This is a genomic window from Streptomyces sp. NPDC058195 (assembly GCF_042883525.1).
In the GTDB taxonomy this organism is placed as follows: Bacteria; Actinomycetota; Actinomycetes; order Streptomycetales; family Streptomycetaceae; genus Streptomyces.
Map to the genome: position 1 here is coordinate 149,417 of NZ_JBHVVM010000015.1, position 13,417 is coordinate 162,833.

General features: G+C 71.1%; 12 protein-coding genes. 5 read left to right on the forward strand and 7 right to left on the reverse strand.

Translation table 11 applies throughout. The features are described from left to right. The first annotated feature begins 85 nt into the window (after positions 1-85). Positions 86-1,543, forward strand: coding sequence for a hypothetical protein (locus tag ACFVWY_RS20310; protein WP_389874157.1), 1,458 nt, complete (start codon positions 86-88; stop codon positions 1,541-1,543). 108 nt (positions 1,544-1,651) lie between these two features. On the opposite strand, the gene ACFVWY_RS20315 is transcribed toward ACFVWY_RS20310, so the two are convergent. Further along, complete coding sequence (locus tag ACFVWY_RS20315) at positions 1,652-2,008, reverse strand: iron-sulfur cluster assembly accessory protein (RefSeq protein ID WP_072483280.1); 357 nt, start codon at positions 2,006-2,008, stop codon at positions 1,652-1,654. A 269-nt stretch (positions 2,009-2,277) separates the two neighbouring features. Between ACFVWY_RS20315 and nadA the strand changes: the two genes are divergently transcribed. Further along, positions 2,278-3,474 (forward strand): quinolinate synthase NadA, encoded by a 1,197-nt coding sequence (gene nadA, locus ACFVWY_RS20320; protein ID WP_389874159.1) that lies wholly within the window; start codon positions 2,278-2,280, stop codon positions 3,472-3,474. Positions 3,475-3,577: 103 nt separating this feature from the next. Here the strand turns inward: nadA and ACFVWY_RS20325 are convergent, their stop codons facing one another. Together ACFVWY_RS20325 and ACFVWY_RS20330 are read right to left on the reverse strand one after the other, a co-directional pair. After that, positions 3,578-4,051 (reverse strand): carboxymuconolactone decarboxylase family protein, encoded by a 474-nt coding sequence (locus ACFVWY_RS20325; RefSeq protein WP_389874161.1) that lies wholly within the window; start codon positions 4,049-4,051, stop codon positions 3,578-3,580. Positions 4,052-4,198: 147 nt separating this feature from the next. Beyond that, positions 4,199-4,474 (reverse strand): hypothetical protein, encoded by a 276-nt coding sequence (locus ACFVWY_RS20330; protein ID WP_389874163.1) that lies wholly within the window; start codon positions 4,472-4,474, stop codon positions 4,199-4,201. 176 nt (positions 4,475-4,650) lie between these two features. Between ACFVWY_RS20330 and ACFVWY_RS20335 the strand changes: the two genes are divergently transcribed. From ACFVWY_RS20335 to ACFVWY_RS20345, 3 genes are read left to right on the forward strand one after another with little or no spacing between them, the layout of a single operon-like run. Further along, positions 4,651-5,496, forward strand: a complete 846-nt coding sequence (locus ACFVWY_RS20335; protein WP_389874166.1) for a helix-turn-helix domain-containing protein — start codon at positions 4,651-4,653, stop codon at positions 5,494-5,496. Next, complete coding sequence (locus tag ACFVWY_RS20340) at positions 5,475-5,672, forward strand: DUF397 domain-containing protein (protein WP_389874168.1); 198 nt, start codon at positions 5,475-5,477, stop codon at positions 5,670-5,672. Before ACFVWY_RS20335 ends, ACFVWY_RS20340 begins: the two co-directional genes overlap by 22 nt. A gap of 29 nt (positions 5,673-5,701) precedes the next feature. After that, on the forward strand, positions 5,702-5,896 hold the full coding sequence (locus ACFVWY_RS20345; RefSeq protein ID WP_389874170.1) for a DUF397 domain-containing protein: 195 nt from the start codon (positions 5,702-5,704) through the stop codon (positions 5,894-5,896). A 74-nt stretch (positions 5,897-5,970) separates the two neighbouring features. On the opposite strand, the gene ACFVWY_RS20350 is transcribed toward ACFVWY_RS20345, so the two are convergent. The 4 genes from ACFVWY_RS20350 to ACFVWY_RS20365 form a co-directional block, all read right to left on the reverse strand. Next, positions 5,971-9,117 carry an efflux RND transporter permease subunit gene (locus ACFVWY_RS20350; protein WP_389874172.1) on the reverse strand — a complete coding sequence of 1,049 codons (3,147 nt, stop codon included), beginning with the start codon at positions 9,115-9,117 and terminating at the stop codon, positions 5,971-5,973. Positions 9,118-9,305: 188 nt separating this feature from the next. Continuing rightward, complete coding sequence (locus tag ACFVWY_RS20355) at positions 9,306-10,001, reverse strand: response regulator (RefSeq protein ID WP_389874174.1); 696 nt, start codon at positions 9,999-10,001, stop codon at positions 9,306-9,308. Beyond that, entirely contained in the window at positions 9,998-11,266 is a 1,269-nt protein-coding gene (locus ACFVWY_RS20360; RefSeq protein ID WP_389874177.1) for a sensor histidine kinase, read from the reverse strand. The genes ACFVWY_RS20355 and ACFVWY_RS20360 overlap by 4 nt, the downstream gene beginning before the upstream one ends. Positions 11,267-11,461: 195 nt before the next feature. After that, on the reverse strand, positions 11,462-12,955 hold the full coding sequence (locus ACFVWY_RS20365) for a SulP family inorganic anion transporter (protein WP_389874179.1): 1,494 nt from the start codon (positions 12,953-12,955) through the stop codon (positions 11,462-11,464). Positions 12,956-13,417 lie beyond the last annotated feature (462 nt).

Below are 13,417 nucleotides of genomic sequence, written 5' to 3' on the forward strand. Positions count from 1 at the left end.
CACCGTTGTCCCCGGACCCCGGGGACCGACGACGGGCCGGGCAACGGCGCGTGACGGCCATACGGCAGGTGAAGGAGCGGATCCGGTGAGCACCGAGCGACCCGACAACGACGTGACCGGCCCCCGGCGGCGTTCGCCGCTCGCCGTGGCCTCGGTGGCGGCAGCCGTGCTGCTGGCCGGGGGCGGCGGGGCCTACTGGGCCGCCACCGCGGCCGACGGCGGCAGGTCCGACAGCGGGGCGGACACCGGCGGGCGGACCTCCCCGCCGCCGCTGGCCCTGGACACGGCGGACGGACAGGCCGGCTCCGGCACACCGCCCGAGGGCGCCTCGCGCGGCATCGCGCCCGGCGAGCCCGACCCGAGCGGCGGCCGCGTGGTCTACCGCGCCTCCGGCGCACTGCCCGAGGGCCCGCGCACGTCCGCCGTGCGGCGGGCGGCCGGGACGGTCTCGGCCGATGAGGTGACCCGGCTGGCGAAGGCGCTCGGTCTGCCCGGCACCCCGCAGGAGGAGGCCACGTACTGGAAGGTGGGCTCCGACGGGGACGGGACGAACCCGGTGCTCCGGGTGGAGAAGCAGGCCCCGGGAACCTGGACCTTCACCCGTCACGGCTCCGGCGGCACCGACAACTGCCAGAAGGGTGCGGTCTGTTCGGGTACGAAGCAGTCCCCGGACGGCGGCGGCTCCCCGGTGAGCGAGAGCGCCGCACGGGCCGCCGCGGCCCCGGTCCTGAAGGCGGCCGGACAGGACGGCGCCGCCCTGGACACCCGCCAGCTCATGGGTTCCGTACGGGTGGTGAACGCCGATCCGAAGGTGGACGGCCTGCCCACCTACGGCTGGTCCACCGGCGTCCAGGTGGGCCCGGACGGTCGCGTGGTGGGCGGCAGCGGCCGTATGAAGGGCCTGGAGAAGGGCGACACCTATCCCGTGCTCGGCGCGGCCGAGACGCTGGCGCAGCTGAACGGTCCCGCGGCCCGCAGGGACATCGGCGGCTGCGCCGACCCCGTGCCGGCCGCGAGCGGGAAGGTGCGCTGCGGCGCGCGGACCGGGGCGGAGCCGGAGGTGACGACCGTGACGGTGGAGAAGGCGGTGTTCGGGCTGTCGGCCCAGTACGTGGCGGGGCGGCAGGCACTCGTGCCGTCGTGGCTCTTCTCGGTGCGTCCGGCCGCCGGTGGTACGGGCAGCACGGTGGCGCAGGTCGCGGTGGCGCCCGCGTACCTGACGAGGAGCGCACCGGCGGCGGGGTCGGCGGCCCCCACTCCCCCGGGCAACGCGGAGAAGGCCCAGCGGCAGTCGCTGTCGTACCGGGCCGAGGGGCGGGACCTGTCGGTGACGTTCTGGGGCGGGGTGTGCAGTACGTACACGGCGAGCGCGACCGAGAGCGCGGACACCGTGACCGTGCGGATCACGGAGGCGAAGCAGCCCGGGAAGCAGACCTGCATCGCGATCGCCAAGGAGCTGACCCGCACGGTGACACTGGACGCGCCGCTGGGCGACCGGAAGGTGGTCGACGCGGTCTCGGGCGGCGAGGTGCCCCGGGGCTGAGCACCACCGGCCCCCACGGGGACAGCACGACGACGGCGGCGGCCCCGGGATGCCGGGAACCGCCGCCGTCGTCGTGCTGTCCTTCAGCCGGCCAAGGGGCCCGCCGGCTTAGTTGAAGGAGTCGCCGCAGGCGCAGGAACCGGTGGCGTTGGGGTTGTCGATCGTGAAGCCCTGCTTCTCGATGGTGTCGACGAAGTCGATGGAGGCGCCGCCCAGGTAGGGAGCGCTCATCCGGTCGGTGACGACCTTGACGCCGTCGAAGTCCTTCACCACGTCACCGTCGAGCGAACGCTCGTCGAAGAAGAGCTGGTAACGCAGGCCGGAGCAGCCGCCGGGCTGGACGGCGACGCGCAGCGCCAGATCGTCGCGGCCTTCCTGCTCCAGCAGGCCCTTGACCTTGGCTGCGGCGGCGTCGGACAGGAGGATGCCGTCGCTCACGGTGGTGGTCTCGTCCGATACGGACATCTGCTTCTCTCCCGGGTTGTACGGAGACTGCTTGCCGACGTTGCAACCGTCGGGACCGCGGATTCATTCCGGGCCGAGCGCTTGCCTGGTCCATTCATGCTCGCACACCGGCCTGGCGGGGGGATGCGTCACATCGACGCTATGGACATCGTCAAAGTGACGTGAAACGGATATGATAGATAGCGTCAATTAGACGAGAAGACGTCGAGGGCCCGCGGTGGCGCGGAGCCTTCGGCAACCCTCCAGCAGACTTCAGCAGAGAAGAAAGGGTGCGTGACGTGACCACGGCCCACCCCGTCCAGGAACTCGACGTCCAGCCGACGCCCCTCGCCCTGCTCCTGCTCGGCCGTGAGGCCGACCCGAGGAGCGAGCGCGGCGTCGAGTGCCCCGGCGACCTGCCATCCCCGTCCGACCCGGACCTGGTGGAGCGCGCCCGTGCGGCCAAGGAGAAGCTCGGCGACAAGGTCTTCGTCCTGGGTCACCACTACCAGCGCGACGAAGTCATCCAGTTCGCCGACGTCACCGGCGACTCGTTCAAGCTCGCCCGGGACGCGGCGGCGCGGCCGGAGGCCGAGTACATCGTCTTCTGCGGCGTGCACTTCATGGCGGAGTCCGCGGACATCCTGACCACCGGCGACCAGAAGGTCGTGCTGCCGGACCTCGCGGCGGGCTGCTCCATGGCCGACATGGCCACCGCCGAGCAGGTCGCCGAGTGCTGGGACGTGCTGAGCGAGGCCGGGGTCGCCGGGCAGGTCGTGCCGGTCGCGTACATGAACTCCTCCGCCGACATCAAGTCCTTCACCGGTCGGCACGGCGGCACGATCTGCACCTCCTCCAACGCGAAGCGGGCGCTTGAGTGGGCCTTCGAGCAGGGGGAGAAGGTCCTCTTCCTGCCCGACCAGCACCTGGGCCGGAACACCGCCGTCCGCGACATGGGCATGTCGCTGGAGGACTGCGTCGTCTACAACCCGCACAAGCCGGGCGGCGGCCTGACCGCCGAGGAGCTGCGCGGCGCGAAGATGATCCTGTGGCGCGGGCACTGCTCGGTGCACGGCCGGTTCTCGGTGGAGTCGGTCAACGACGTCCGCGAGCGGATACCGGGCGTGAACGTCCTGGTGCACCCCGAGTGCAAGCACGAGGTCGTGGCGGCGGCGGACTACGTCGGCTCGACGGAGTACATCATCAAGGCCCTGGAGGCGGCCCCGGCCGGCTCGAAGTGGGCGATCGGCACCGAGCTGAACCTGGTCCGTCGGCTGGCGAACCGTTTCGCCGCCGAGGACAAGGAGATCGTCTTCCTCGACCGGACGGTCTGCTTCTGCTCGACGATGAACCGGATCGACCTCCCGCACCTGGTGTGGGCGCTGGAGTCGCTGGCAGAGGGCACGCTCGTCAACCGGATCGAGGTCGACCCCGAGACGGAGAAGTACGCCAAGCTCGCGCTGGAGCGGATGCTGGCGCTGCCGTAGCGAATACCGGGCGGGGCCCGGGTGCCGGTGGCCGCGGGCCCGGCACCCCGGGCCCCGGTGGCCGGTCGCCAGTCGCCGGTCGCCGGTGGCCGGTCGGCCGGGATCAGCCCCAGGTCCGGCCGGCCGGTTCGTTGATGGTGCGGTTGGTCCGGTTGAAGAAGCTGGTCAGCGCGATCTCCAGGTTGGCCGCGCCGGTCTCCTCCTCGGTGAAATGGGCGGCGGCCTCGTTCCAGATCGTGTCGACGGCCCCCTCCGCGCCGTCCTGGAGCCGGGTGGCCGCCTCGGCCAGCGCCAGTGCCGCGCGGTTCGGCGCCGTGCGGAACGGCGCCTCCCGCCACGCCGCCGCGCTGTGCAGCCGCTCGTCGGTGTCACCTGCCGCCCTGCCTCCGGCGACACGCGCGTGGACGCGCGCCGGGCAGCCGTTGATCCGGCTGACGCGCAGAGGGGCCAGGGCGAGCAGCTTCGGGTCGACACCCCTGGCGGCGATCGCCCTGTGCAGGTATCCGACCGCCTTCCGCACATCCGGGCTGCCGGTGTTCTTGCCCTCCAGCCGGTTCCGCACGGCGGACGTTCTCACGCGGACGGCACCCCGCCGCCCCCGCTCACCTTCATCGTCACCGACGGCCGCACCACCGGCATGACCGCCGTGGCCGACCCCGCCGCACTCGGGCACATGGACTCGCCCGCCCCGGTGTGACCGTCCGCCGACGGTGACGGGACGCTCTCAGGGCCGCTGTTCCTCCAGCCGCTCGCCCCGGCCGACGGCGATCCGCAGGGTGTCGCTCAGCGACTCCGCCAGCCGCGCCCCGGCGAACCTCAACTCCCGCTCCCCCACGACGGGTTCACGCAACAGCGCCCGCGCCTCCTCCAGTACGCACTCGGCGGATTCCAGGAGGCCCGCCTCCACGTCGTCGGCCAGTCGCGACAGCGGGCCGTCCGGGTCGCCGGTGCTCAGGTAGCACGGGCCCCCGCTCTCGTTGACCCACGGGAGCAACCGCATGGGCCGCCCCTCCGCATCGCACATCATGTCGCCCCTACCTCCGATCGAGGAGCACCCTGGTGCCCCGCCACACACGACGGTTACCGTGTGTACACCAATCGTCGCGCTACGGCGCACCGCACCAACAGGATCGCCACGTCCCGGTGTTGGGTTCGGGACGCAGGGAAGGCGCACGCATGGCATTCACACCTCGGCCCCTGAACCCGTACCTCTCCGCCCGCCACTACTTCGGCTCCGAGCAGCGCCGCCACCGCGAGCTCGCCGGGCTCTCCCTCGTACAGCTGGCGGACATCCTGAACTCCAGCAAGAGCGCCCTCGCCCGGATCGAGACCGCGGAGCTGATGCCTCCGCCGGACATCCCCGACCGGCTGGACGCGGCGTTCGGCACGGACGCGCACTTCCACGGGCTGTACGAGCTGGCCAAGAAGGAGATCCACCCGGACCAGTACCGGCGCTACATGGACTTCGAGTCCAAGGCCGAAGTGATAGAGGAATACGGGGAGCAGGCCCTGTCGGGGCTACTCCAGACCGAGTCCTACGCACGCGAATTCCTGCGCTGCCAGCGAGACTTGAGTGACGAGCAGGTGGAGCAGCGGGTCATGGCGCGGATGGCCCGGCAGGAGCGACAGCGTTCGGACACGCCTCCGTTCCGGTGGGCCATCATCGACGAGGCGGCGCTGCGGCGACGGATGGGCAGTCCGGAGGCCATGCGCGAGCAGCTGGCTTCGCTGCTCGCTCAGGTGAACACCCCGGACAGTAGTATTCAGGTGATGCCGTTCAGTGCGGGGCTCCACTCGCTCATCGGCGGCTCGCTGACTCTGCTGACCCTCCCCGACGGCACGCAGGTGGCCTACGAAGAGGGCATCAAGGCCGGTCACCTCTACGAGGGACCGGACGAGGTGAGGAAGTGGCGACGCCAGTACGAAGTACTGCGGGCCAACGCGCTCTCGCTGCCCGAGTCGGCGCTCATGATCCGGACGATTATGGAGGGCTACTCATCATGCGACACACCCCCGAGCTGAGCGCCGCCCGCTGGCGCAGGAGCAGCTACAGCAACTCCAACGGGGGCGCGTGCGTCGAGGTCGCCGACGACTTCCCCGGCATCGTCCCCGTACGCGACAGCAAGCACCCCACCGGGCCCGCACTCCTCATCCCCGCCCCCGCCTGGAACGACTTCATCACCTCACTCAAGCAGTAGGACGCGAAAGCAACGGAGGACCACACGCCATGCGACACGCCTCCGAGTTGAGCACGGCCCGCTGGCGCAGAAGCAGCTACAGCAACACCAACGGGGGCGAGTGCGTCGAGGTCGCCGACGGCTACCCCGGCACCGTCCCCGTACGCGACAGCAAGCACCCCACCGGGCCCGCACTCCTCATCCCCGCCCCCGCCTGGAACGACTTCATCACCTCACTGAAGTAGCGCGTCACGCAGCACGAACGGCCTGTCCCCGCTTCCGCGTGGGACAGGCCGTTCGGCTTTCTCGGGACCGCTGCCTACACGCCCGAGGGCTCCGCTTCGCGGATCTCCTCGGCCGGGGCGGCGGGCAGGCCCGCCTTCTTCGCGCGCTTGGCCGCCTTCTTCTTCGCGCGGCGTTCCTTGCGGAGTTCGACCATCGCGTAGAGCGTCGGGACCAGGAGCAGGGTCAGCAGCGTCGATGTGATCAGACCGCCGATCACGACCACCGCGAGCGGCTGCGAGATGAAGCCGCCCTCGCCGGTGACCCCGAGGGCCATCGGGAGCAGGGCGAAGACCGTGGCGAGCGCGGTCATCAGGATCGGGCGGAGGCGGTGGCGACCGCCCTCGACGACCGCTTCGACCACGCCCATGCCCTGGGCCCGGTACTGGTTGATCAGGTCGATCAGCACGATCGCGTTGGTCACCACGATGCCGATCAGCATCAGCATGCCGATCATGGCCGGGATGCCCATCGGTGTGCCGGTGACGACCAGCAGGCCGATCGCGCCGGTGGCGGCGAACGGGATGGAGACCAGCAGGATCAGCGGCTGGATCAGCGACTTGAAGGTCGCCACGAGCAGCATGAAGACGATCGCGATCGCGGCCAGCATGGCGAGGCCGAGCTTGATGAAGGCGTCGTTCTGGTCCTCGGAGACACCGCCGATGGTGGCGGTGGCGCCGTCCGGGAGCTTCAGCGCGTCGATCCTCTTCTGGAGGTCCGTGCTGACCGCGCCGGTGTTGTCGCTGGTGGGCCGGGCGGTGATGGTCGCGGCGCGCTGGCCGTCGATCCGGGTCATCGAGACCGGGCCGGGGACCAGTTCGACGTCGGCGATCTGGCCGAGCCTGACCGGGCCGACCGGAAGGTTCTTCAGCTCGGCCATGGTGGTGGCGGGGTGAGCGGACGTGATGACGATGTCCCGCTCGGTGTCGTCCATGACGGCCTTGCCGGCCGGGGTGCCGCGTACGGCTCCGGCGACGACCGCGCCGAGGGCGCTCTGGTCGAGACCGGCGTCGGCGGACTTGGACGTGGCCCTGACCGAGATGCGCGGGACGCTCTGGGCGAGGTCGCTCTGGACGTCGGTGACGTCCTTGAGCCCGGCGACCTCCTTGCGTACCGCTTCGGACGCCTTCTTCAGGACGTCCGCGTCGGCGGCCTTGACGACGACGCTGAGGTCCTGGCCGCCGAATCCGTCGCCCGCGGAGATGGTGGTGTCACCGATGCCGTCAAGCCGGGCGAGGGCCTTCTCGATGCGGTCCTGGGTGGCCTCGAACTCGCCCGCGTCCTTCAGGGTGATCTGGTAGGACGCCTGGTTGGAGCCGGTGCCGCCGCCGAAGGCCGCCATGAAGCCGGACGAACCGACGGTGACCTGGTAGTCCTTGACGCCCTTGTCGTCGGCGAGGACCTTCTCGACCTTCTTCGCCGCCTCGTCGGCCGCCGCCAGGCTGGTGCCCGGCGTCAGCTTCTGCTTGATGGAGAGGACTTCCTGCTCGCCCTGGTCGAAGAAGTTGGTCTTCAGCAGCGGGGCCATGCCGAAGGTGCCGAAGAGCACCACGAAGGCGATGACGATGCTGGTGATCCGGCGCTGGGTCGCGAAGCGCAGGACCGGCAGGTACAGCAGCTGGAGCTTGCTGCGGGCTTCCTTCTCCTCCGCCTGGCGGCGGGCCTCGTCCGGGTCCTCGGCGGTGCCCTTCGGGGCGCGCAGGAACCAGAACGAGAGGACCGGGACCACCGTCAGCGAGACCAGCAGGGAGGCCAGCAGGGCCGCCGTGACGGTCAGCGAGAACGAGCCGAACAGTTCGCCGACCATGCCGCCGACGAGGCCGATCGGCAGGAAGACGGCGACCGTGGTGAGGGTCGAGGAGGTGACCGCTCCGGCCACCTCCTTCACCGCGGTGATGATCGCGGACTGGCGCTCCTCGCCGTAGCCGAGGTGACGCTTGATGTTCTCCAGGACCACGATCGAGTCGTCGACGACGCGGCCGATCGCGATGGTCAGCGCGCCCAGCGTGAGCATGTTGAGCGAGAGGTCACGGGTCCACAGCACGATCAGCGCGAGGACCACGGAGAGCGGGATGGAGACCGCGGTGACCAGGGTCGACCGCAGCGACGCGAGGAAGACCAGGATCACGATGACCGCGAAGAGCAGACCGAGCGCGCCCTCGGTGGTCAGGCCGGAGATGGCCTTGGAGACGGCCGGGCCCTGATCGGTGACGACGGTCAGTTCGGCACCGGCGCCGAGGTCCTCGCGGAGGCCGGGCAGCTTGTCCTTGACCGCGTCGGAGATGGCGACGGCGCTGCCGTCCTTGTCCATCGTGGCCATCACGGCGAGGCTCGGGCGGCCGTTCGTACGGGTGAGGGAGACCGCGCTGGCCTCCTCCTGCTTCACCGAGGCGACGTCACCGAGGCGGACCGGCTTTCCGGCCTTGCCGGTGGCCGGGTCCTTGCTGACGAGCCGCAGGTCCTTGATCTCCTTCAGGGAGGAGAAGGCGCCGCCGACCTGGACGGTGCGGCTCTTGCCCGACTCGGAGAAGGACCCGGCGGGGACGGTCGCGCCGCCCGCCTGGAGCGCCTGGGCGAGCGTCATCGCGTTCAGCCCGGCGGCGGCGAGCTGCTTGTCGTCGGGGGTGACGGAGACCTGGAGGTCCCGCACACCGTCGACGGTGACCTGGCCGACGCCGCTGATGTCCTCCAGGGCGGGGACGACCGTGCGGTCCAGCTGGTCGGCGAGCGCCTGCTGGTCCTTGTCGGAGGTGACGGCGAGGACGACGGCCGGGATGTCGTCCGTCGAACCGGCGATGACCTGCGGGTCGACAGCGTCCGGAAGCTGGGAGCGGGCGCGGTTCACCGCCTGCTGGATATCGGCGACGAGCTGCTTGGTGCCCTCCGAACCGAAGTCGAAGGACGCCATGATGACGGCGCTGCCCTCACTGGCGGTCGAGGTGATGCCGGTGACGCCGTCGACCGCCTTGAGGGAGTTCTCCAGCGGTTCGACGACCTGCTTCTCGACCACATCGGGGGACGCTCCCTGGTAGGGGGCGATGACCGAGACCATCGGAAGCTCGATGGTGGGCAGCAGCTGCTGCTTGAGCTGCGGTATCGCGATCGCCCCGAACACGAGCGCGACGATCGAGATCAGTCCGATCAGGGCCCGTTGCGCGAGGCTGAATCTGGACAGCCAGGACATGGGTGAGGTCTCTCTTCTGTGGCGTGCGCGGCAAGTGGGCGGCTGACTCGGAGGGCAGCACCGGCCCACTCATACGATCTCCTGCCAGCCGGGGTGCGGGCGTCGGCCCCAGGTCGCTTTCTTACGCCGCGCATACCGCAGGTGGAGTACGCCGTCTCTCCACCCTCACCCCACCCCGGGGCGGCCCCTCACTCCACCCTGGGGCGCACCAGGCCGGATTCGTACGCGGTTACCACCAATTGGGCCCGGTCCCTGGCACCCAGTTTGGCCATCGCCCGGTTCACATGGGTCTTGACGGTGAGCGGGCTGACCGCCAGCCGTTCGGCGATCTCGTCGTTGGAGTGGCCGCCGGCCACCAGGACGAGCACCTCGCGTTCGCGGCCGGTGAGCGCGGCGAGCCGCTCGGAGTACTCCGCGGTGCTCGGTCCCTCACCGTCCGAACTGCCGCCCTGCGCGAGGAAAGTGGCGATGAGCCCTTTGGTCGCGGCCGGGGAGAGCAGTGCCTCGCCGCCCGCGGCGATCCGGATGGCGTTGAGCAGCTCCTCGGGTTCCGCGCCCTTGCCGAGGAAGCCGGAGGCCCCGGCCCGCAGCGACTGGACCACGTACTCGTCCACCTCGAAGGTGGTGAGCATCACGACCCGTACGTCGGCCAGTTCCGGGTCTGCGCTGATCATGCGGGTGGCGGCGAGGCCGTCGGTGCCGGGCATCCGGATGTCCATCAGCACCACGTCGGCGCGGGAGGAGCGGGCCAGCTCCACCGCCTGGGCGCCGTCCGCCGCCTCGCCGACCACCTCCATGTCGGGCTCGGAGTCGACCAGCACCCGGAACGCGCTGCGCAGCAGGGCCTGGTCGTCGGCGAGCAGCACCTTGATGGGCGGTGTCATACGGTCTCCCCCGTCCGGCCCGCCGCGTCCGGCTGCCCGGACTCCGCGCTGCGGGCCTCGACGGGCAGGATGGCATGGACCCGGAAGCCTCCTCCGTAGCGGGGTCCGGCGGTCAGGGTGCCGCCGAGGGCGGTGACCCGTTCGCGCATGCCGAGCAGGCCGTGGCCGCCGCCGGAGACCTCGGCGCCCTTTCCGGTGCCGTTGCCGATCCCGTTGTCGAGGACCGTTATCTCGGCCGTGGAGCCGACCCGTACGACGCTCACCTCGGCCTTGGCGCCGGGGCCCGCGTGCTTGCGTACGTTGGTCAGCGCCTCCTGGATGACCCGGTACGCGGCCAGGTCGACGGCTGCGGGGAGCGGGGGCCGCCGGTCGGTGCAGGCCACCTCCACGGGGAGCCCGGCCCGGCGGACGGTGTCGACCAGCGCGTCGAGTACGGCGAGGCCCGGGGCGGGTTCGGTCGGCGCCTTCGGGTCGCCGGACTGGCGCAGCAGCCCGACCGTGGCCCTCAGTTCGTCGAGCGCGGCGCGACTGGCCTCGCGGACGTGGGCCAGCGCCTCCTTGGCCTGGTCGGGACGGCGGTCCATGACGTGGGCGGCGACCCCGGCCTGCACGTTGACCAGGGCGATGTGATGGGCGACGACGTCGTGGAGGTCGCGGGCGATCCGCAGCCGTTCCTCGGCGACCCGCCGCCGGGCCTCCTCGTCGCGGGTGCGCTCGGCGCGTTCGGCGCGCTCCTTGATGGCGTCGATGAAGGCGCGCCGGGAGCGGACGGCGTCCCCGGCGGCTCCGGCCAGTCCGGTCCAGGCGAAGACCCCGAAGTTCTCCTGGCTGTACCAGGGGGGCGGGCCGAAGAGCATCGCCGCGGCGGTCAGCGCGGCCATCGTCAGCACGCCGACCCTCCAGGTGGTGGGCCGGTCCGTGCGGGCGGCGACCGTGTACAGCGCGATGACCGTGCTCATGACGACAGGCGCGGGCGGGTCGATGCGCAGCAGTTCGACGACGGTGAGCGCGGCGGTGACGCAGAGCACCACCAGCGGGTTCCGGCGCCGCCAGATGAGCGCCACGGCCCCGGCCACCATCAGCAGCAGGCTGCTCGGCGCGGGCAGGTCGGCGCCGAATTCGAGCCCCTCGCGTGCACGCGCGTGCACGAACGCCCCGACGAGCATGGCGACCAGCACGGCCAGGGCCAGGGCGGCGTCCAGCGCGAGGGGGTGGCCGCGCAGCCAGTGGCGCAGGCGCAGGCCCCGGGATACGAGGGTGGTCACGTCACGCTACGGTACGGCGTGTCGCCCGCGCATTTATACGGGGCCAGCACATCCGTACGCGGTTCCGCTCCCGCGCAGTCACGGGTGGGTCTTCGGCACCTGCCGCGGCCCTTCGAGGGCGCCGGGCTTCGGGACGGAGACCGACGGACCCCGGCCAGGCGGGCCGGGGTCCGTCGGTGTGCCGCGCGCCCAGGGTCAGCGGCTGCCGGTGAGTCTGCCGTGGAGGTCGGCGCTGGGGTCGTTCAGGCCGGTGATCTCGACGGTCTTGCCGCGCTGGGCGTACTTGGTCTCGATCGCGTCCAGGGCGGCGACGGAGGAGGCGTCCCAGATGTGGGCGGCGGAGAGGTCGATGACGACCTTCTCCGGGTCTCCCTCGTAGTCGAACTGGCCCACGAGGTCGTTGGAGGAGGCGAAGAACAGCTCTCCGGTGACCGCGTAGACGACCGTGCCGCCGTCGGGGTCGGTGACGGCGGTGACGTGGGCGAGGCGGGCGACGCGCCTGGCGAAGATGACCATGGCGGTGATGGTGCCGACGACGACGCCGATGGCGAGGTTGCCGGTGGAGACCACGACGACCACGGTGACGGCCATGACGGCGACCTCCCCGACGGGCATCCGCTTCAGTGTCCTGGGGGCGATGGAGTGCCAGTCGAAGGCGCTGAAGGCGACCATGACCATCACCGCGACCAGAGCGGCCATGGGGATGTCGGAGACGACCGGGCCGAAGACGATGCACAGCACCATCAGGAACACTCCGGCGAGGAACGTGGACAGGCGGGTGCGGGCACCGGACACCTTCACGTTGATCATGGTCTGGCCGACCACGGCACAGCCGCCCATGCCGCCGAAGAAGCCCGTGACGATGTTGGCGATGCCCTGGCCGATGGACTCACGCGTCTTGGAGGAATGGGTGTCGGTGATGTCGTCGACCAGCTTGGCGGTCATCAGCGACTCCATCAGGCCGACCAGTGCCACGGCGAGGGCGTAGGGGGCGATGGTGGTCAGGGTGTCCAGGGTGAAGGGCACGTCCGGCAGGCCGGGCACGGGCAGCGAGGACGGCAGTTCGCCCTTGTCGCCGACGGTGGGCACGGCGATCCCGGCGGCGACGGTGATCACGGTGAGGATGACGATGGAGACCAGGGGGGCCGGGACCATCCTGGTGACCCGGGGGAAGAACACCATGAGCGCGAGCCCGCCGATGATCAGCGGATAGACCGGCCAGGGCACGTCGTGCATCTCCGGCACCTGCGCCATGAAGACCATGACGGCGAGGGCGTTGACGAAGCCGGTCATCACCGAGCGGGGCACGAACCGCATGAGCCGGGCCACGCCGATCGCGCCGAGGACGACCTGGAAGACACCGGCCAGGATGACGGTGGCGACCAGGTAGCCCAGGCCGTGTTCACGGTTCACGGGCGCGCTGACGAGGGCGACGGCGGCGGTGGCGGCGGAGATCATCGCGCGCCGTCCGCCGACGACGGAGATGGTGACGGCCATGGTGAAGGAGGCGAACAGGCCGATCGCCGGGTCGACACCGGTGATGACCGAGAAGGAGATGGCCTCCGGGATCAGGGCCAGGGCGACGACCAGACCGGCCAGGATCTCGGTGCGCCAGACCTTCGGGTCGTTCAGCCAGTCGGGGCGCAGGCCCCGCAGGCGTGCGGCGGGAGTCGCGGCGGCGGAGGACAAGGAGATGCGTACCTGTCGTGCTCGGGCACACCCCGCCGACGGGCCGGGGGCGTGCGGGAAGGGCGCGCGGGGCCGGGTCGGCGCCCTGCGGACGGCCCGCGGGACGGGCCGGAAGTCGAAAGGGTGAGGGAGGAACGCGGGACGGGGCGCGCGGGCGGGCGGCGGCTCACGTCCGGGGGCGAAGGGTCACGGCGGACAGGCGGCGATCGGCGTCATCGGCTCGCGCACGCTCTCTCCTGCAAGAATCGGACGTCGCCGGGGCACCACCGGCCCCGGAGGGGAAGTAGCGGGACAGTCAGGCCGCCTCACCGTCAACAACTCTACCCTAACGTTAGGGTAGAGATGGGTGGGGTCGGGGGGGGGGGGGCCCCCCCCCCCGCGGCGGAGACCCCCGAAACTACTGGGGGTAACCAAACAAACAAAAGAGCAAGGCGGCGCCCCCGCCGGCGGGGAGACCCAGGG

What these genes read in the sequence shown, in the direction of transcription:
- ACFVWY_RS20340 (WP_389874168.1), top strand. Translation starts at nt 5,475, where the DNA reads ATGCGACACACCCCCGAGCTGAGCGCCGCCCGCTGGCGCAGGAGCAGC.
- ACFVWY_RS20315 (WP_072483280.1), bottom strand. Translation starts at nt 2,008, where the DNA reads ATGTCCGTATCGGACGAGACCACCACCGTGAGCGACGGCATCCTCCTG.
- ACFVWY_RS20350 (WP_389874172.1), bottom strand. Translation starts at nt 9,117, where the DNA reads ATGTCCTGGCTGTCCAGATTCAGCCTCGCGCAACGGGCCCTGATCGGA.
- ACFVWY_RS20345 (WP_389874170.1), top strand. Translation starts at nt 5,702, where the DNA reads ATGCGACACGCCTCCGAGTTGAGCACGGCCCGCTGGCGCAGAAGCAGC.
- ACFVWY_RS20355 (WP_389874174.1), bottom strand. Translation starts at nt 10,001, where the DNA reads ATGACACCGCCCATCAAGGTGCTGCTCGCCGACGACCAGGCCCTGCTG.
- ACFVWY_RS20335 (WP_389874166.1), top strand. Translation starts at nt 4,651, where the DNA reads ATGGCATTCACACCTCGGCCCCTGAACCCGTACCTCTCCGCCCGCCAC.
- ACFVWY_RS20330 (WP_389874163.1), bottom strand. Translation starts at nt 4,474, where the DNA reads ATGCGGTTGCTCCCGTGGGTCAACGAGAGCGGGGGCCCGTGCTACCTG.